Origin of the sequence: Streptomyces caniferus (genome assembly GCF_009811555.1) — a bacterium.
Taxonomy (GTDB): domain Bacteria; phylum Actinomycetota; class Actinomycetes; order Streptomycetales; family Streptomycetaceae; genus Streptomyces; species Streptomyces caniferus.
Genome location: NZ_BLIN01000005.1, coordinates 965,046 through 983,668, shown reverse-complemented (window position 1 = coordinate 983,668; position 18,623 = coordinate 965,046). Strand labels below are relative to the sequence as shown.

The 18,623-nt window shown below is 71.1% G+C and carries 17 protein-coding genes; 7 read left to right on the top strand and 10 right to left on the bottom strand.

From position 1 onward, the window contains the following. Positions 1-408: 408 nt before the first annotated feature. The gene (locus tag Scani_RS20885; RefSeq protein ID WP_159478654.1) at positions 409-963 is read left to right on the top strand and encodes a molybdopterin-dependent oxidoreductase; all 555 of its coding nucleotides are present in this window, start codon (positions 409-411) and stop codon (positions 961-963) included. 55 nt (positions 964-1,018) lie between these two features. Here Scani_RS20885 and Scani_RS20880 read toward each other — a convergent pair whose 3' ends face one another. Then, positions 1,019-1,438, bottom strand: coding sequence for a TOBE domain-containing protein (locus Scani_RS20880; RefSeq protein WP_159478652.1), 420 nt, complete (start codon positions 1,436-1,438; stop codon positions 1,019-1,021). A gap of 299 nt (positions 1,439-1,737) precedes the next feature. Here Scani_RS20880 and Scani_RS20875 point away from each other — a divergent pair, with 299 nt between their 5' ends. The 3 genes from Scani_RS20875 (at position 1,738) to Scani_RS20865 (ending at position 5,156) form a co-directional block, all read left to right on the top strand. Continuing rightward, positions 1,738-2,133, top strand: a complete 396-nt coding sequence (locus tag Scani_RS20875) for a TOBE domain-containing protein (RefSeq protein WP_030983527.1) — start codon at positions 1,738-1,740, stop codon at positions 2,131-2,133. A gap of 148 nt (positions 2,134-2,281) precedes the next feature. Continuing rightward, a complete protein-coding gene (gene modA / locus Scani_RS20870; RefSeq protein WP_159478650.1) occupies positions 2,282-3,085 on the top strand; it encodes a molybdate ABC transporter substrate-binding protein in 804 nt (267 codons plus the stop codon). Between the two features lie 94 nt (positions 3,086-3,179). Continuing rightward, the gene (locus tag Scani_RS20865; protein WP_159478648.1) at positions 3,180-5,156 is read left to right on the top strand and encodes an ABC transporter permease; all 1,977 of its coding nucleotides are present in this window, start codon (positions 3,180-3,182) and stop codon (positions 5,154-5,156) included. Positions 5,157-5,176: 20 nt separating this feature from the next. Here the strand turns inward: Scani_RS20865 and Scani_RS20860 are convergent, their stop codons facing one another. From Scani_RS20860 to Scani_RS40025, 8 genes are all read right to left on the bottom strand, one after another. Further along, positions 5,177-5,623, bottom strand: coding sequence for a nitroreductase family deazaflavin-dependent oxidoreductase (locus Scani_RS20860; protein ID WP_159482263.1), 447 nt, complete (start codon positions 5,621-5,623; stop codon positions 5,177-5,179). A gap of 157 nt (positions 5,624-5,780) precedes the next feature. After that, positions 5,781-7,235 (bottom strand): SulP family inorganic anion transporter, encoded by a 1,455-nt coding sequence (locus Scani_RS20855; protein ID WP_159478636.1) that lies wholly within the window; start codon positions 7,233-7,235, stop codon positions 5,781-5,783. A 17-nt stretch (positions 7,236-7,252) separates the two neighbouring features. Continuing rightward, entirely contained in the window at positions 7,253-7,855 is a 603-nt protein-coding gene (locus Scani_RS20850; protein WP_159478635.1) for a carbonic anhydrase, read from the bottom strand. Positions 7,856-7,947: 92 nt separating this feature from the next. Further along, positions 7,948-8,319, bottom strand: a complete 372-nt coding sequence (locus tag Scani_RS20845) for a hypothetical protein (RefSeq protein ID WP_159478634.1) — start codon at positions 8,317-8,319, stop codon at positions 7,948-7,950. Between the two features lie 196 nt (positions 8,320-8,515). Continuing rightward, on the bottom strand, positions 8,516-9,823 hold the full coding sequence (locus Scani_RS20840) for an MFS transporter (RefSeq protein WP_159478633.1): 1,308 nt from the start codon (positions 9,821-9,823) through the stop codon (positions 8,516-8,518). Positions 9,824-9,854: 31 nt separating this feature from the next. Further along, positions 9,855-10,367: a glycine-rich domain-containing protein gene (locus tag Scani_RS20835; RefSeq protein ID WP_159478632.1), complete on the bottom strand. Its 513-nt coding sequence runs from the start codon at positions 10,365-10,367 to the stop codon at positions 9,855-9,857. Between the two features lie 68 nt (positions 10,368-10,435). Continuing rightward, on the bottom strand, positions 10,436-11,674 hold the full coding sequence (locus Scani_RS20830; RefSeq protein ID WP_159478631.1) for a hypothetical protein: 1,239 nt from the start codon (positions 11,672-11,674) through the stop codon (positions 10,436-10,438). Between the two features lie 171 nt (positions 11,675-11,845). Next, a complete protein-coding gene (locus tag Scani_RS40025; protein WP_167538127.1) occupies positions 11,846-12,001 on the bottom strand; it encodes a hypothetical protein in 156 nt (51 codons plus the stop codon). Between the two features lie 343 nt (positions 12,002-12,344). On the opposite strand from Scani_RS40025, the gene Scani_RS20825 reads away from it, so the two are divergent. After that, entirely contained in the window at positions 12,345-14,054 is a 1,710-nt protein-coding gene (locus Scani_RS20825; RefSeq protein WP_159478630.1) for a hydrogenase maturation protein, read from the top strand. 169 nt (positions 14,055-14,223) lie between these two features. Here Scani_RS20825 and Scani_RS20820 read toward each other — a convergent pair whose 3' ends face one another. After that, positions 14,224-14,781, bottom strand: coding sequence for a winged helix-turn-helix domain-containing protein (locus Scani_RS20820; RefSeq protein WP_371872361.1), 558 nt, complete (start codon positions 14,779-14,781; stop codon positions 14,224-14,226). Between the two features lie 1,065 nt (positions 14,782-15,846). Here Scani_RS20820 and Scani_RS20815 point away from each other — a divergent pair. Both Scani_RS20815 and Scani_RS20810 read left to right on the top strand, forming a co-directional pair. Then, on the top strand, positions 15,847-16,803 hold the full coding sequence (locus Scani_RS20815; RefSeq protein WP_174872734.1) for a hypothetical protein: 957 nt from the start codon (positions 15,847-15,849) through the stop codon (positions 16,801-16,803). Positions 16,804-17,014: 211 nt separating this feature from the next. Further along, entirely contained in the window at positions 17,015-18,463 is a 1,449-nt protein-coding gene (locus tag Scani_RS20810; protein ID WP_159482261.1) for an amino acid permease, read from the top strand. Positions 18,464-18,623: the final 160 nt, after the last annotated feature.

The window sequence follows — 18,623 nt, the reverse complement described above, 5'->3', positions numbered from 1 at the left end:
GATCCTGGCCATAGTCCTCTTGGTTGATCCTCCAGATCCCGGGCTCGGTGCCGGTGTTTTTCCGTGCTGGGCACCAGTCGTGCCCGGGGGTGCGGCGTTGCTTCACTCGGCGGCATGGACCTGAACACGGTGCGGGACGTACGTGATGCCCGGCAGCGCGCCCCATGGCGCAGCGGCGACGCTCCCCCAGCTCACGCTGGGCGGTACCCCCAGGCTGGGCGGCGGCACGCCCGGCGGCCGGTACGTCCAGCCGTCCTGCGGCTCCGGACCTGCTGCCCTCTTGGCCCCTTTTGCCTCACATCAGCGAGGTGAACATGCGTAAGTGGCTGGCATCCGTGATTCAGCGGCGGGCCGGTCGGGCATCACAGCAGGGCAGCCGCCGCGCGGATCGCCTCAAGGGGGTCTCGAATGAGCCGACTCGGCCCGCCGTCCCGCACCACAGCCGTACGCCCGGCGCCCGAGGGCGCCGTACCTCCCGACCCCCGGCGCTTCCTGATCCGCGGTCAGCTACGGCGTCCGCTCGCGCTGACGGTCGCCCAGCTGCGGGAGCGGTGGCCGCAGCGGCGGGCCGAGGTGGTCTTCGACTGCGCCACGAACGGGCCGCAGCACCACACCTTCGAGGGACCGCTGCTGCGGGAGGTCATCGACGCGGCGGGGCCGGCCTTCGACGTCCGGCGGCGCAAGGACCGCTCCCGCTACGTACTGGCGGTCACCGGCCGGGACGGACACCACACGGCGCTGTCCTGGGCGGAGCTCGACGCGGACTTCGGCGATGCGCCGGTCCTGCTGGCCACGGCCATGGACGGGCGGCCGCTCGACGCGGCGGGCAGCCAGCTCGTGGTCCCGTCCGACCGCTGCGGTGCCCGCTACATCAGCGCCATCACCGGCATCTGGTTCGGGACCTGCGTCCCGCCCGGGGCGGACGGGTACCGGCCCGGCGGGGCGGGGCCGGACGCGCCCTGACGGCCGTGGGAAGAGCCGGAGCCCCCGTGCCCCGGAGGCTTCGGCGGCCCCGCGCTCAGACCGCGGCGAGCGCGATCTCGGTCGACTTGACCAGCGCGGTGACCTCGGCACCGGCGGCCAGGCCCAGGTCCTCGGCCGCGTCCTTGGTGATCGCGGCGGTCAGCTCCCCGCCCGCTACGGCGACCTTGACGCCCGCCATCGCGCCGCCAGTGGTGACCTCGGTGACGGTGCCGGGGATCCGGTTACGGATGCTCAGACCGTCCACCGCGCCGGTCGCGAGCGCGACCTCGGTGGACTTGATCAGGGTGCGCACCGCGGAACCCTCGACGATGCCCAGCTCCTGCACGGCCTCCAGGGTGATCGCGGCGGTGATCTCCTGGCCGCCGTCCAGACGGACCTTGACGGTTGCCATGACCTCGCCGGGGGTGACGGAGAGAACGGTGCCGGAAATCTGGTTACGGATGCTCAGGCTCATGGAAATGCCTCACCGGGGGAGTGGAAAGCAAAGGAGTGGAATGTCGCGTTTTCCCTGCTCTGTTGTCAGCACCCTAACCACACACCGCGCCGCGGTCCGGGCCTGCTGGGCAGACGCCGGGCGGATATCCGAATGCGCCCGGCAAATCCGCTGAGACACCGAGAATTCCGCCGGGCATTCGGGTCGCGCGCGGGGCGGAGGCCGGCCTTTCGTTCCTTCCTCCAGAGGAACTGGCATCTGCCATATAGCTTCGCCTGATGAATTGCAAATGCGAGCTGATACGGCATATCTTGTCGCACATGCAGTCCTACACGATCGGCCAGGCGGCGCGGTTGCTGGGCGTCAGCCCCGACACCGCCCGCCGCTGGGCGGACGCCGGAAAGGTCGCGACCCATCGCGACGACGGCGGCCGCCGCCTCATCGACGGCCGTGATCTCGCCGCCTTCTCCATCGAGGTGGCGCAGAACGGCACCGGTGAGGACGACGCCTCGTACACCTCCGCGCGCAACGCCTTCCCGGGCATCGTCACCGCCGTCAAGCTCGGCGATGTCGCCGCCCAGGTCGAGATCCAGGCCGGTCCGCACCGCCTGGTGTCCCTGCTGACCCGGGAAGCGGTGGAGGAACTGGGCCTGGAGGTGGGCATGCAGGCCACCGCCCGCGTGAAGTCCACCAGCGTGCACATCGACCGCACCTGACCCACCGCGGCAGCACCCCAGCCGATCCGCAACCACCGTCCCCCACCGGCCGGCTGCCTCACACCAGCGGCGTCGCCCGTCCACGGCGCGGCTTTTCCCATCCGCTCGGACGACACCCGTCGTCCCGCGTTCCAAGGAGTCCCGCCCCATGTCCCAGCTCTTCACCGGACGCCGCGCCGCCGCCGCGCTCGTGACCGCCGCCCTCCTCGTACCGCTCACCGCCTGCGGCAGCGACGACAGCGCCAAGGACAAGGGCGCCGAGAAGTCCGGCAGCAGCGCGGTCCCCAAGGCGGACCTCACCGTGCTCGCCGCCTCGTCGCTGACCGATGTCTTCAAGAAGGCCGGCGCGGTGTACGAGAAGGAGCACCCCGGCACCAAGGTGAACTTCTCCTTCGCCGGTTCCCAGGAACTGGCCGCCCAGGTCAGGGAGGGCGCCCCGGCCGATGCCGTGGTCACCGCCGACACCAAGACCATGGACGGGCTCAAGGCCGATGTCGGCGCGCCCACCGTCATCGCCAAGAACCGCCTGGTCATCGCCACCGGCGAGGGCAACCCCAAGAAGATCGACAACCTCAAGGCACTCAGCGACAGCAAGCTGAAGGTGGTCCTCGCCGCCTCCGAGGTGCCCGTCGGCCGCTACAGCAAGCAGGTCCTGGACGCCCAGAAGCTGAAGGTCAAGCCGGTCTCGCAGGAGCCCAACGTCCGCGCGGTGCTCAGCAAGGTCGAGCTCGGCGAGGCCGATGCCGGCATCGTCTACAAGACGGACGCCGCCACCGCGCCGAAGAAGGTCGACGCCGTCGACATCCCCGACGCGCAGAACGCCGTCGCCTCCTACCCGGCAGCGCCCCTGAAGGCCTCTCAGCACACGGCCGCCGCAGCCGCGTTCGTGAAGTGGCTGAGCACGCCCGAGGCGCAGAAGATCCTGCAGCAGGCCGGGTTCCAGAAGCCGTGACCCGGTGCGGCGCGCACGGACCGTCCGGCTCGGGGGAGCGGGCCGGCTCGTGCGCGTCGCCGTACCCCGGCCCGCCCCGATACCAGGAACCCCGATGACACGCACCCTCGTCCCGCCCCGCGCGGGCAGGATCCGCGCGCCGGGCAGCCGTGCCCCGGTCGCGCTGGCCGTGCCCGCGCTGGTGGCCGTCGTGTTCCTGCTGATGCCGCTGGTCGGCATCCTCGCCCGCACCACCTGGAGCGACCTCGGCACCCATCTGACCAGCCCGGGCGTCCTCGAAGCGCTCCGGCTGTCGCTGCTGGTGTCGTTCTCGGCGCTGGGGCTCTCGCTGCTGCTGGGAGTACCGCTGGCCTGGCTGTTGGCGCGGGTCGACTTCCCCGGCAAAGCGCTGGTCCGCTCGCTGGTGCTGCTGCCGATGGTGCTGCCGCCGACCGTCGGCGGTGTCGCGCTGCTCATGGGATTCGGCCGCCGCGGACTCCTCGGTCCCTGGCTGGAGGGCACCTTCGGCATCGTGCTGCCGTTCCACACCTCGGGTGCGGTGGTCGCCGCCACCTTCGTCGCGATGCCCTTCCTCGTCATCAGCCTGGAGGGCACACTCGCCGGACTGCGCACGAGCTACGAGGAGACCGCGGCCTCCCTCGGCGCCTCGCCCGTACGGGTCTTTCGCACCGTCACCCTCCCCATGGTCGCCCCCGGCCTCGCCGCCGGTGCCGCGCTGACCTGGGCCCGCGCGCTGGGCGAATTCGGCGCGACGATCACCTTCGCCGGCAACCTGCCCGGCACCACCCAGACCCTGCCGCTCCAGGTCTACCTGCTGCTCCAGGGGTCCCCGGAGGCCGCCACCTCGGTCTCGCTGCTGCTGCTCGTCATCGCCATGGGCGTCCTGGTCTGCCTGCGCGGCCGCTGGACCGGCGCGACCACCACCCGCACCGCCCGCACCGCCCGCACCGTGCCCACCTCGGACGACACCGATCTGGCGGCGCCGCCCGTCCCCCGCGTCGAGGAACCCGCGGCGACCTCGGCGGCGCCCGGGGAGCGCTGGCCGCTGCACGCCGACGTCACCGGCTTCAACCAGCTGACCCTGGACGCCGAACCGGGCACCACCCTCGCCGTCGTCGGCCCCAACGGCGCCGGCAAGACCACCCTGCTGCGTGCCCTGCTCGGACTCACCCCGCGCGCCCGCGCCACGCTGCACCTCGGGGACACCGACGTCACCGCCCTGCCCCCGCACCGCCGCGGCGTCGCCTGGGTCCCCCAGGACGGTGCCCTCTTCCCGCATCTGACGGCCCTGGCCAACACCGCGTACGGGCTGCGCGCCCACGGCACCCCGCGCGTCGAGGCCCGCCGCACCGCACAGCGGTGGCTCGACCGGCTCGGCGTCGGCCCGCTCGCGCACCGCAAGCCCGCCCAGCTCTCCGGCGGGCAGGCGCAACGCGTCGCCCTCGCACGGGCGTTGGCCGCCCGGCCCCGGCTGCTGCTGCTCGACGAACCGCTCGCCGCGCTCGACCAGACCACCCGCGCGCATGTCCGGCACACGCTGCGCCGCCATCTCGCGGGCTTCGGCGGCGTCTGTCTGATCGTCACCCATGACCCCGTCGAGGCGGTCTCGCTCGCCGACCGGGTCCTCGTCCTGCAGGACGGCCGCGCCCTCCAGGACGCCCCGCCCGCCGAGGTCACCCGGCACCCGCGCTCGCCCTGGGTCGCCCGGATGCTGGGCCGTAACGCCTGGCCGGGCACCGCCACCGAAGACGGCCTCGCGCTCTCCGACGGCGGCCGCCTCGTCGCCGCCGACCGGCTCCCCGACGGCACCCGGGCGCTGGCGATCATCGCTCCCGAGGCCGTGTCGCTGCACCTCGAGAAGCCCACCGGCAGCCCCCGCAACGTCTGGCCGGGCACCGTCCGGGAGATCACCTCGGCGGGCAGCCGGCTGCGGATCCTCGTCACCTCGCCAAAGGCCCCCGACCTGGTGGCCGAAATCACCCCCTCGGCCGCCCTCGAACTCGGCCTCGCGGACGGCGTTTCCGTGTGGACCAGCGTCAAGGCCACCGAGGTCTCCCTCGTGACGCTCTGAGCGTCACGAGGGAGCCGGTTTCAGTGCGCCGCGGCCGCCGGCTCCAGGACGAACACCGGAATCTGACGCTCCGTCTTCTCCTGGTAGTCGGCGTAATCGGGGTACGCCTCGACGGCACGGCCCCACCACAGGGCCTTCTCCTCGCCGGTGACCTCACGGGCCGTCATGTCCCGGCGCGCCGGGCCGTCCTGCAGTTCCACCCGGGGGTCCGCCACGACGTTGTGGTACCAGACCGGGTGCCGGGGCGCGCCGCCCATGGAGGCCACCACCGCGTACACCCCGTCGTGCTCCACCCGCATCAGCGGACTCTTGCGGATCTTCCCGCTCTTCGCGCCCCGGGTGGTCAGGACCACGACGGGCATTCCCCGGATCGTGGTGCCCTTCGTCCCGCCGGAGCCCTCGTACTCCTCGACCTGATCGCGTACCCACTGCTCCGGGCTCGGCTCGTACTCACCCTGAAGCGGCATACCGTCCGTCCCCTCGTCGACGACAAGCGTGGTGCCGGCCGCGGCGCTGCCACGACCGGCATGATCCTCGCTCAACAACCGTGGCGGGGGGAATCTTCCCGGCCCCGCCGCCCGGCCGTACGGAGAGGTGACCGTACGGCCGGGCGGCCGGGGGCGATCAGGACACCAGCTCCACCGCCCGCCGGGTACGACGGTGCTGCTCGGCCCAGTTCGTCAGCGCGGTGCCACACGCGTGGTCGAGATGGCGCAGCCCGGTCAGGTCGAGCTCCACCTTCCGGTCGGCGGGCAGTGCTTCCAACTGGTCGAGGATCTTGGGCAGCCGCAGGAACGTGGCGTTGCCGACGGCGCGTACCGTCACCGGTTCGTCCTCGTCGTCCGGGGTGTGGATGTCGAGGTGGACGTGGGAGGTCTCCCAGGCCGTCTTCGCGATCGCCATCAGCAGGCCGATGAGGACGCCCTCGAACATGTTGACCGTCACGATCGCGAGGGCCGTGACCAGGAGGACCACCGCCTCGCCCCGGTGCTCGCGCCACAGCGGCCGCAGCTCGCGCAGCGGGATGAGCTTGCAGCCCGCGTGGACCAGTACGCCCGCCAGCGCGGCGACCGGCACCACACCCAGCGCGGCCGGGAACGCCGCGGCGAACACCAGCAGCCAGACACCGTGCAGCACCCGCGAGGCCTTGGTCTTCGCGCCCGCCTGCACATTGGCCGCGCTGCGGACGATGACGGCGGTCATCGGCAGGGCGCCGAGGAGGCCGCAGACGGCGTTGCCCGCGCCCTGGGCCATCAGTTCCTTGTCGTACTCCGTGCGCGGCCCGTCGTGCAGCCGGTCGACCGCGGCCGCGCTGAAGAGGGACTCGGCGGACGCGATCAGCGCGAAGGCGAGGACCGTGCCGAGCACCCCGATCTCGGTCAGCCGGCCGAGGTCGGCGAGGCCGGGCGGCTGGATCGCGTGCAGCAGCCCGCTCACCTCGACGCGTGCGACGGGCAGATCCAGCGCCCACACCGCGACGGTGGCGAGCGCCACCGCGGCCAGCGGCGCGGGGAGGATCCGCGCGGCGCGCCGCCAGCGCGGCCACAGCACCAGGACGGCGATGGTGCCGGTGCCGATGGCGAGCGCGGCCAGGGCCGTGCCCGACCCCGCGGTGGCGGTGATCAGGCCCGGCATGCCACCGAGGTTGGCGAGTCCGCTGCCCGGCGCCTTGGCGTCGGCGAGGGCGTAGAGCTGTCCGGCGATCAGGACCAGGCCGATGCCGGCCAGCATGCCCTGGACCACGGCGACCGAAATCGCCCGGAACCAGCGCCCCAACTTCAGGGCGCCCATGGCCAGTTGCAGCGCGCCGGCCGCCAGTACCAGTGCGCCGAGCGCGCCGATGCCGTACTCCTTGACGGCTTCGAAGACCAGCACCGTCAGACCGGCGGCGGGGCCGCTGACCTGGAGGCTGCTGCCCGGCAGCAGGCCGGTGAGCAGCCCGCCGACCACACCGGTGACCAGGCCCAGTTCGGCCGGGACCCCGGAGGCGACGGCCACCCCGACACACAGCGGGACGGCCACGAGGAACACGACGAGGGAGGCGGTGAAGTCCGCCCGGAAGGAGGTGAAGCGCTTCATGAGGTGCCCACCCGCCTTCACAGCGGGAGGAACAGGTCGGAGGCGGGGTGGTGCGAGGCCACCAGGCCGGTGTGCACTTCGTAGAACCACCCGTGCAGATTCACCTCGCCGGCGGCCAGCCGCTCCTGGACGCAGGGGTAGCCCCGCAGCCGGTCGACCTGCTCGCGCACATGCTGCTGGACCGCGGCGGCGACGGTCGGTTCCTCGTCCCTGGGCAGTTGGTCGGAGAGCTGCTGCGCCAGCCAGTCGCGTACGGCGGGCGCGCCGGTCAGGTCCTCACCGCGGGCCCTGGCACCGACCGCGCCGCAGTGCGAATGACCGCACACCACGATGTCGGCCACGCCCAGGACGCGCATCGCGTACTCGATGGTCGCCGCTTCCGCGCAGGCCGCCATGTCCTCGCGGTAGACGGGCACGGCGTTGCCGGCGGTGCGCAGTTCGAAGAGTTCGCCGGGCCGCGCCCCGGTGATCAGGGACGGGACGACCCGTGAGTCGGAACAGGTGATGAACAGGGCGAGGGGGGACTGTCCGGCGGCGAGCCGGCCGTAGGTCTCCTGTTCTTCCCGCCGGTCGGCGATACGGGCCGTCAGGCCCCGGGCATGCTGAATGAAGGTCTCCACGAGGAGGTCTCCTGCTGATGAGTGGTGCCACTGTGGGGGTGGTGGCGGAAACGTGCATGGTGCGGGGGTGGGGCATGGCCACCACACCGCTCTCAGCAGCGGAAGACGCAGTGCAGGACGGAGAGGGCGGCCGGTCTGGACGCGGCCTTGGTGGAGCTGCCCGCCGGGGCCCCGGAGGCCGCCGTGGCGACGAGCCCCACGGTCCTCGCGCCGAACGGCGGGAGCGGCCGGCCGGTGTGCTGGGGAACGCCGACGGAGGTACGGGCGGTGCGCCGCGGCTGGCCGCGCTCGGACTCCCGCTTGCTCTTCTCCTCCGTGCCGTCGTAGCCGGGCTTGACGGCCGGTGCGGCGCCGGCGGACTTCGCCGCTGACGGGGTGGTGAACGCGGCCTTCGCCGCACCGGGCGCCGACGCCGCCCCGCTCAGCAGGAACGCCAGGACCACCAGCAGGGCGGTCAGCGACATACGGCACAGTCGCAGAACGGATATGCCCGCTGCCGACGTGTCCTTCCGCATCATCGCCCCCCGTGGCTGGTCCTCACGGTTCCACTCTGCCTTCACAGTGCAGCATCCAGGTTTCCGGCGTGATAACGAGAAATGACGCCAAGTTTCCAGAATTCCCCGGAAGGCAGCCGGGAACATCCGTTCAGCGAAGGGATGTTCATGTCTGTTCCTTTTCGGCGGGGGCTGCGGCGAGCGCGGTGCCGGTGTGCGGCGGCCGGCGGGCCGCCCATGCGAGGAGGGGTACGACCGCCAGCGCGAGGATGCCGCCGGCCAGCGCCAGCGTCGGGTAGCCCCCCAGGACGACGACCGGCCCCGAGGACATGCCTCCCGCCGCGCCCGCGAGGGCGATGCCGACGTCCACCAGCCCCTGTGTCGAGGCGCGGCGGGCGGGCGGCAGCGCGTCGGTCACCAGGGCGGTGCCGCTGACCAGCCCGAAGTTCCAGCCGATACCGAGCAGTACCAGTGCCGTGGCGAGCGCGGGTACGGAGTGCGGCGCCATGGCGGCGACCAGCCCGGCGGCCAGCAGGACCGGACCGGACGCGCCGGCGATCCAGCGCCGGCCCACCCGGTCGACCAGCAGACCGGTGAGCGGGGAGGGCAGGAACATCGCGCCGACATGGAGGGCGATGACCAGTCCGGCCTCCTGTGTGCCATGGCCGTGCGCCCGCATGTGAACCGGCGTCATGGTCATGACCGCGATCATCACGAACTGGGTGAGGATCATGACCAGGGTGCCGGTGACCAGCCCGCGCCGGTCCGGCCGGGCATCCGACGCGCTGTCGGCCCCGTCGGCGGGGCTCTCGGCCGCCGCCTCCGCCCGTGCCGCGGCCAGCTTCTCGGCCAGCCGCAGCGGATCGGGCCGCAGCAGGCAGGCCAGCGTCACCGAGGCCGCCCCGAACGCGGCGACGGCGAGCAGGAACGGCCCGGCGAGGCGGGGGATGCCCCAGGAGTGCGCGACCTGACCCGTGAGCGTCACCAGGTTGGGTCCGATCACCGCGCCGAGCGTGGTGGCGAGGAGCACCGTGCTCACCGCCCGGCCGCGCCGCGCGGGCGAGGCCAGATCCGCACCCGCATAACGCGCCATCAGGTTCGTCGCGGTGCCCGCCCCGTAGACCACCAGCGCCGCGAAGAGCAGCACCGCACTGCCCAGGGCGGCCGCCACCACGACCCCGAGGCTGCCGAGCGCCCCGACGGCGTACCCGAGGGCAAGACCGGGGCGCCGGCCGTGGCGCCGGCAGATCTGGCCGATGCCGACGGCGCCGAGTGCGGCCCCGGCGGTGAACAGTGCACTGGGCACGCCCGCCAGACCGGTCGAGCCGAGCATCTCCTCGGCGAGCAGCGCGCCGACGGTGATCCCCGCGGCCAGGCCCGCGCCGCTGAGGATCTGGGAGAACACCAGGACAGCCAGGATCCGCCGCTGTTCCGGTACCTCGCGGTCGGCAGGGGCAACGTTGCGAGCGCTCATGATTCCTCTCCGTTCGGACCCGCCCGATGCCCTAAGGCGTCGGCATGGGTTCCAGCGCCGCGATGGCCGCGAGCGACAGACCCATCTGTTCATGGAGGAATCGCACCATGGTCCAGTGCGGCAGCGCACCCTCGTCGAACGGGCCGAATTCCCGGCAGTACAGCGGAATCCAGCGCAGCGCCTCTTCGAGGGCCTGCTCGCGGCCCGGCTCCTGCTGGTAGTCCTCGTAGGCGATGCTGCGGTGCTCGATGAAGAAGCGGCCCGGCAGCCGTTCCTCGCACAGCGCCCGGTATTCGCGGGTCTGCAGGATGAGGTAGTGCCAGATCTCGTCGATGTCCTGCTCGACGGGCAGGAAGAGACCGCCGAGCCGGTCGTGGTGCCGGGAGACGAGATAGAGGTAGCGCAGGCACTCGGTGACCTGGCGCTCCACGAACTCCCGCGGCGCCGCGCTCTTGTCGTCGAAATGCGTCACCACCTCGGTGTACAGCGCCTCGCCGAGCAGGTCTTCGAGGGCTTCGGGAGATATCCGCGGTGCGGTGGTCATGCTTCTCCTGTCCGGGTGGGGCAGATGTCCGAGGGCGGGCGTCCGGGCGGGGCGGGCGTGTGGAGGGATCAGAGGCCGGTCGCGAGCCAGGCGTACTTTCCCGACTTCCCGATGGGGAGGTGCGGACGGTGTTCGAGCCGGCAGCGCCGCCCGGTCAGTGCGCCGATGCTGTCCTCCAGCTCCGCGGCGTGCTCGGGCTCGACGGGTGTGCCGTCGAACGTCGTGTACACCAGCCGCGCCGCCGTATCGCCGGTCAGCTGCAACTGGTACACGAAGATGCGCGAGGACGCCTCACTGATGCACCGGTCGAGGTCGCCCTGCGCCACGGGACCGTGCGGAGTGCCGAGCAATTCCTTTTCCCGGCCGCAGAATTGGGCGATCTTCCCGGGGTCCGGCGTCCCGTCCAGGGTGCGTACACAGTCGCCCGAGCGGTACCGGACCAGCGGCATGAAGGGGTTGCGCACACTGGTGACGATGAGCTGGTAGATCGTGCTGCCGTCGGCGACCGGGTGGAGTTCGACGCTCATCTTGTCGAGATGCGGCCAGTAGGTGCCGCGGCGGTCGCTGTAGTAGAGATACCCGAGCTCGGTGCTGCCGAACAGGTCGATGACCGGGCAGACGAAGTGCTGGTGCAGAAAGCGCCGGACGTTCACCGGGGTGTATTCGTAGGCGTGGATGATGCTGGCGGGCGGCGGGAAGTCGTCCCACAGCCCGAATTCGGCGACTTTCCGCAGCAGATGCGCCAGGTGATATCCGGAGCAGTCGAGGTGGTACCGGCCGCGCGGGTGGGCTCGTGCGGCGGCCCGGATCTCCTGGAGCATCCGCACCACCTCGTCGCGCTCCCACAGCGCCGGGTCGAGCCGCAGATTGAGATAGCAGGTGCGGGCATCGAGCCGGCGGTCCGCGAGGGCCGGCACCGGCTCCGGCGCAGTACCGCGCCGTGCGGCATTGACCCGCGCCACGTGTTCCGTCGCCAGCACCGTGGTCAGCGAGACCCGCCGGCAGCCGGATTCCCAGGTGTCGGCGATATCGGGGTGTTCGCTCCACAGCCGGTAGTACGACTGCAGCAGGAAATACGGCGGCCGGATGATCTGCATCCGGGCGTGGTGGGTGCCGGTGGAGAGAACGAACTCCGCTTCTCCGGATTCCAGCGCCGTGGCCAGCCGGGGCGTCATCCAGTTGTCGGGGAAGCCGCGCGCGATCTCCGGCTTGTCGAGCAGGGGGAAGTGGCCCTTCGCCAGCGACTCACGGTAGATCGGAATGTCGCGTATCTGCTCGATGACCTCGGCGGTCGGCTGTCCATCCATGGATTCCTCGTCCCTGGTCGGAATGCGGTGCCCCACACGGGAATTCGGGGTGCGGTGTCCGGAGCGGCCGGTGACCGGAGCGGCCGGTGACCGGAGCGGGCCGGCGGCCGGGAGCAGGGTGGTGGCTCCCGGTGATCGCCGGCCCGCTGCGGGCCCCTGAGGGCGCGAGGGTCAGGAGATGCAGCCGGCCTTGGGCGCGGCGCTGATGCAACCCGACTTCGGGGCCGCGCTGATGCAGCCGTTCTTCGCCGCCTGCTGTGCGGAGTTGGCGGCCAGCCAGTTCTGCCAGACGGTGTCCTGGGCCATCTTCTTGATGAGCTGCTCCATGGGAACCTCCGATGAGAGTGCGGAAGACGAACGGGGCATACGGCGCTGACCTGCGCTGATGCCGTGCTCCGAAGGTAAAAGTATGACCAAGTGAATGTCAATTAACGGCAATGTCGCGGTCTGTGGAAGCGTACGAGGTGCGCCAACTTTGGCGGAATTCCATCGAGATGATCTACAAGCGGAACTATGTGACGGCCAGTCAGATGACCTTCGGACGGTCGTTGGGCCGCACGGCGGCCGTCGATCGGGTGACCCGTAGCGCGGGTCCGGTCCCGGGCGGCCGCCGGTGGGGAACGATCACGACGATCACCCGCTGACCGGTCCAGCTCCAGGGGAGTCCGCTGTGCGCATTCTGCTCATTGCCGGCGCGTTCAACAGCCTGACGCAGCGCGTCCACGCGGAACTCGGCGAGCGGGGACACCACGTGGGCGTGGAGCTGGTGACGAGCGGGACACCGCTCTTGGAGGTCGTGCGCCGGCACGCCCCGGACCTGATCGTGGCACCGATGCTCAAGACGGCCGTGCCCCGTGAGGTGTGGTCGGCGTACACCTGCCTGATCGTGCACCCCGGCCCCGTCGGCGACCGCGGCCCGTCGTCGGTGGACTGGGCGGTGCACCTGGGCGCCGAACGGTGGGGGGTGACGGTCCTGCAGGCCAATGAGGAGATGGACGCCGGCGACATCTGGGCCGCGGCCGAGTTCCCCGTCCCCGGCGTGGGCAAGAGCGACCTGTACCGCAACGAGATCGCCGATGGCGCGATCGAGGCGGTGCTGTCGGCCGTCGCCCGCGTGGCGTCCGGCACCCACCGGCCGCAGCCGCAGGCCGACCTCCCCGACACCGCGAGACCCGGCCGCCCCCGGCCGCCCTTCCGCCAGGACCTGCGCCGGATCGACTGGCGGTCCGACCCCACCGACACCGTCGTGCGCAAGCTGCGCGCCGCCGACTCCCAGCCCGGCGTGCGCGACGAACTCCTCGGCGACACCTGGCATTTGCACGGCGGGCACCCCGAGGACACCCTGACGGGCCGGCCCGGTGAGCTGCTCGCCACCCGGTGCGGCGCGATCTGCCGGGCGACGGCCGACGGCGCGGTATGGATCCCGGAACTGCGGGCACCCCGCGCGCCGGGGGAGCCCGCCACCCCCAAACTGCCCGCCACCCTGGCGCTGGGCGACCGTCTCCCGCGGCTCCCCGAGGTCCCGGCCCCGCTCGACCCCGGCGACGGCCCCCGCACCTGGAGCGACATCCGTTACCGCGAGGACGGCCCGGCCGGGTTCCTGGAGTTCTCCTTCCCCGGCGGCGCGATGAGCACCGGCCACTGCCGGCGCCTGCTCGCCGCCTACCGCCACGCCTGTGCCCGGCCGACCTCCGTGCTGGTTCTCGGCGGCCGCCGGGACTTCTTCTCCAACGGCATCCATCTCCATGTCATCGAGGCCGCCGCCGACCCCGCCGAGGAGTCCTGGGCCAACATCAACGCCATGGACGACCTGGTGGGCGCCGTCCTGACCACCACCGACCGGCTGGTGGTCGCCGCGCTCGGCGGCAATGCCGCGGCGGGTGGGGCGATGCTGGCCCTCGCCGCCGACGAGGTGTGGTGCCGCTCGTCCGTGGTGCTCAACCCCCACTACCGGCTGATGGGGCTCTACGGTTCGGAGTACTGGACCTATACGCTGCCCCGCCGGGCGGGTCGCGAGGTGGCCGGGCAACTGACCGCCCGTGCCCTGCCGATGACCGCGGCGGCCGGAGCACGGCTCGGCCTGGTCGACCGGATCATCGACTGCACCGCGCAGGACTTCGCCGCACGGACCGCCCGGCTCGCCGGCCGGCTGGCGTCGGCACCCGCGACCCAGGCCCGGATCGCCACGAAGAAGGCCGCCCGCGAACGCGACGAGGCCGAGCGGCCGCTCGCCGCCTACCGGGAGCAGGAACTGGCGCGTATGCACCGCATCTTCTTCGACCCGGACGAGCCCTATCACGCCCTGCGCCGCGCCTTCGTGCGCAAGGACCCCGCGGCCGGGACCCCCTCGCATCTGAACGCCTCGCCCGCCGGGGCCTGAGGCGTCGGAGCCCCCGTGCCGGCGGCGCGGAGCCCTCGCACCAGTCGTGGGGAACGTGCGAAGAGCGCAGGGACGGCCGGCGGGCGCAGGATCGCGGACGGGGCCGGTGGCCGACGAGCGTCGGCGACCGGCCCCTGTCATACGTCCCCCGCGGTCGTGCGACGGTGCGTCAGCCGCGGCCCTCGCCCTGTGGGGCCGGCAGGTACTTGTAGCCGATGCCGAAGACCGTGCTGATGGTGTCGCGCAGGCCGGGGCCCAGGCGACGGCGGAGCCGGGCGATGTGGACGTCGACCGTGCGGGTGCTGGACTGGCAGCTGGGCCAGACGGCGGCCATCAGCTGTTCCCGGGTAAAGGCGCGCCGGGGATGCAGCACGAGATGGGCGAGCAGGTCGAACTCCAGCCGTGGCAGATCGAGTTGGCGTCCTCTGAGGAAGACCGTCCGGGCCGCGGTATCGATCCGGATCGGCTCCGGCCGGGTCTGGCCGGCCGGTGGCTCGTCGGGCCGGGACGGTTCCTCGCCCGGTGGCGCCAGGATGATGTGGACCTCGTCGGACGGCAGCCGGTGCACCGATACGGGTTCCAGGTCGTGCAGGGTCAATTGCCACTTTCCGTCGGGTAGCCGGTCGACCGCCAGGGGTGGCCCTTCGCCGGGCCCGGCTATGGGCGGCCGGACGAAGTCGGCGTCCGGACGCAACGCAAGCGGGGTCGTCGAGGGGTTCATAAACATGATCTGGGCCCATTCCTCTTGCAAAGCAGGCGTGTACGGACAGACATGGCGGTGCTCGACGTTCAAGGGTTCTGAGGTGCTCCGCAGCGATCGCGAGGCGGTCCGGCGGTGAGGCGGGGCGGCGGCCAGACACTTGTGGTGCAGGTGCGCCCATCGGGGGCGATCGCTCCGCTCGTACCGCAGGAACGCTCGCGCCCATGCCCGTACCCAGCCGTGACGTGGTGTGAAGTCACGGCCTCCGGTCCAGTCGAACGCTACATGTGATCGCGTGGTTCCGGAAAGTAGCGTCCGCTAATTCGGTTGCTCTTGAGCCGACTTCGTGATTGTGCGGCCCCCGCTCCGTCGGTGCACCGGCCCGTCGACTCCGGCTTCCCGCTGTTCCGTTTCACAAGCGCGTCAGGAATTCATTGAATGTTGTCGGTTCGAGTGGGCCCGCGGCCCCGTAGGGGCCCGGTGGTGGCCGGGCCGGTGACGGGGCGGGTCGCGCGAAGCGGCTCACGCCTCTTCAGGGGAGGGGTGGGTCCGCCGGGGCCGGCGCTCCCGTCCGTCCGGACCCCGCGCCGCCCTCGGTGCCGGCCGTCGACGGGCATGGCCGGAAAGCGTCCTGAACTGGCCGAGAACGGTCAGGGGTTGCGGGGCGGGTCCCGCCAGGGTGAGAGAGGGGTGGGGGTCCTGCCTTTCCCGGGCCGGGCGGCGGGAAGGTGTGGCGGCCGCGGGGTCGGACCGCCCTCCCTCCATGGAAACGATGGATACGGAGGGGTAATCGGCAACGATGTGCAGTTGTGAAGGTCACGTGAACGGGTGAATATGCCAAATAAATGCGCGGTGTTGAACGGGATCGCAAAGTGGAGGGGTTCGGGAGGGCGGGCGAAAAGTTGTTTCCTTTTCAATTTCATCGAGGCTAAAAGGTGCGGAACCAGATATTCCAGGCGACTTGTTTTCGCGATGAGTTGAGGGTGAGTAAGGTGTGTCCGCTGTCACTTGACCGGTGGCAGGGATCCGGCTGAATTCGTCTCGGCCGGAATGTGGTGTGGGGGATGACGCCTTCGTGACCGGGAGGGGACCATGGCGGCCGGCTCTTTCGAGGGGCAGTACGTGTGGAGTCCGGCTGCCGATGACCGGGCGCTGGCGCGCGCGTGTATGGACGTACGGACCGGACGGTACTTGAGCGCGCACGACGTTCTGCGGGAGGCCCGGGAGGATTTCGAGGTGCGCGCCCACCGGTCGCTCGTGCTGGCGTCCGTGGCGGCCGACTCGGACCTGGCCGAGCGCTGGCTGGCCGAGGAGCCGGGGCCCGAGGCGGCGCTGCTCTGGGCCCGGGTGGCGATGCTCCGGGCCCTGCGCATGGCCGATGCCGGCGACCGGCGGCAGGGGGCCCTGGCGCGGATAGCGCAATCGGCGTGCGAGCGGGCCGCGAAGCTGCTGCCCAAGGACCCCACGCCCTGGGTGGCGCAACTGGCGCTGACGCGCCTCGACCGCCCGCAGGACCCGGCGCCGCAGGGGCTGCTGACCGCGCCGGCCGGACCCTGGTACCTCTTCGCCCACATCCTCCGGCTCGACCCCTGGCACCGCGAGGCGCACCACCGCTTCCTGTCGTTCTTCTTCACCCGCTACGGCGGTTCGTCCAGCGCGAGCTGGGACGTCGCCGCGTTCCTGAGCCAGCGGGCTCCCGCCGCCTCACCGCTGCGGCTGCTGCCCCTGGTGGCGCTGGTCGAGGACTACAACCCGGCCGAACTGCTCGCGGACCACACCTGGGAGCAGCCCCAGTGGATCACCACCGCCATGGGCATCTACCGGAACTGGTTTCCGCAGGTGGCCGCCTACCGTTACACGCCGGTGCTGGATCTGGCGTATCTGGCCCATGCGCTGTTCATGGCGAAACGTGAATTCGAGGCACGCGAAGTCTTCATGGCCATGGGGCCGTATGCCTCGCGCATGCCCTGGAGTGCATTCGGGGATCCCGAGGAGCAATTGACCAGGGCGAGACGTTCCTGCGGACTTCCTGTTCCGCATGACGGCTGATTTATGAGGAGTCCCGTGTCGCGCCGGATTCAGCACCTGAAAAGGGTCACCCATTCTGCTCCACCCGTTCGATCAGCTCAACCCGATCCATTCTTCCCCCGGTCCCCCCAGAAAGGTTTCGGTTGTGTCCGAGCGTACGTCCCCAGCTCGCTCGAAAACCCCCCACCCGGCAGACCCCGGCACGCTCGACGATGACGCCACGCTCCACGCCATGGGCTATCCGCGGAAACTCACCCGCAGATTCCGGGCGTTCGACAATTTCGCCATTTCCTTCACCATCATCAACATCATCTCCGGGATCTTCTCCTCCTTCGGCTTCGGTATGAACGCCGGTGGTCCACGGATCCTGATCTTCGGCTGGATCGGCGTGTCGATCATGGTGCTGTTCGTCGGCGCCGCGATGGGCGAGATCGCCTCCGCCTACCCGACCAGCGGCGCGCTCTACTTCTCGGCCGGCAAGCTCGCCAAGCGGCACCAGGGCGCCTGGTCCTGGTACACGGGCTGGCTGAACTTCGTGGGCCAGGTCGGCGGGACCGCGGCCACCAACTTCGCCGCCGCCACCTTCATCCAGGCGTTCATCGCCATGCAGTGGCCGTCCTACGAGCCGACGGCGCAGCAGACGGTCGGCATCACGGCGGCCATCCTTCTCCTCCAGGCGCTGGCCAACACGTATACCGTGCGGCTGGTTGCCCTGGTGAACCGTATTTCCGTGTGGTGGCTGCTGATCGGCATGGTGGTGATCGTCAGCGCGCTGGCCCTGGTCCCCGATCACCACCAGCCGTCGTTCGCGATGCACTTCGTCAACAACACCGGCTTCACCCATGCGATTTACGGCGGAATGCTGGGCCTGCTCGTCACGAGTTGGACCTTCACGGGCTTCGACGGCAGTTTCCACATGTCTGAAGAAACGGTGAAGGCCACGGTCAACGCCCCCCGGGGCATCATGCGGGCGATCACTTACTCCGCGATCACCGGACTGATCCTCATGCTCGCGCTGGTCTACGCGATCCGTGACTATGGGCACGCCGCGAGCGCCGAGGCGCCGCCGGTGCAGATTCTCGTCGACGCACTCGGCCAAAGCACCGCGAAGTTCCTGCTGTTGATCGTTATCGGTGCGATGCTCTTCTGCGGTCTCGCCAACATGACCAGCAATACCCGGCAGATCTTTGCCTTCTCGCGGGACGGTGCGATGCCCGGCTCCCGTTGGTGGCATTCGGTGTCCGCGCGCACCCGTACCCCCGTGAAGGCCGTCTGGCTCGCCGCGGCCTGCCCCCTGGTGCTGGTGCTGCCCGGCTGGTGGTCCCACACCGCCTTCACCGCCGTGGTGAGCGTCAACGTCGTCGGCCTGTTCCTCGCCTACGCCGTGCCCATCTTCCTGCGGCTGCGCCTCGACGACTTCCAGGCCGGGCCGTGGAACCTCGGCCGGTACGGCAAGCCCGTCGCGGCGGTCGCCGTGGCCTGGATCCTGATCAGCAATGTGCTGTTCATGCTGCCCCAGGCGTCTCCCATCACCCCCGCCTCGTTCAACTACGCGCCCATCGCGCTGGCGGTGGTACTGGTCATCGCCACCGTCTGGTGGTTCGCCACCGCCCGACGGCGTTTCCAGGGACCGGTCAGCTACGGCCGTCCCGACGAGGTCGCCGCGATGGACCTGATCTAGGCCTGTTCGCGCGCCTCTCACGAAACACGGAACAACACGGAACACCCCGGATCACGGCTCGTGACGGGCGCGCACGGGCGGACCGGCCGGCCGCACCTCCCGGCCGGCCCGCCCCCGCGCGCCGCCACCGGTCCCTACCGGTTCCGCTCGCCCCCTGACC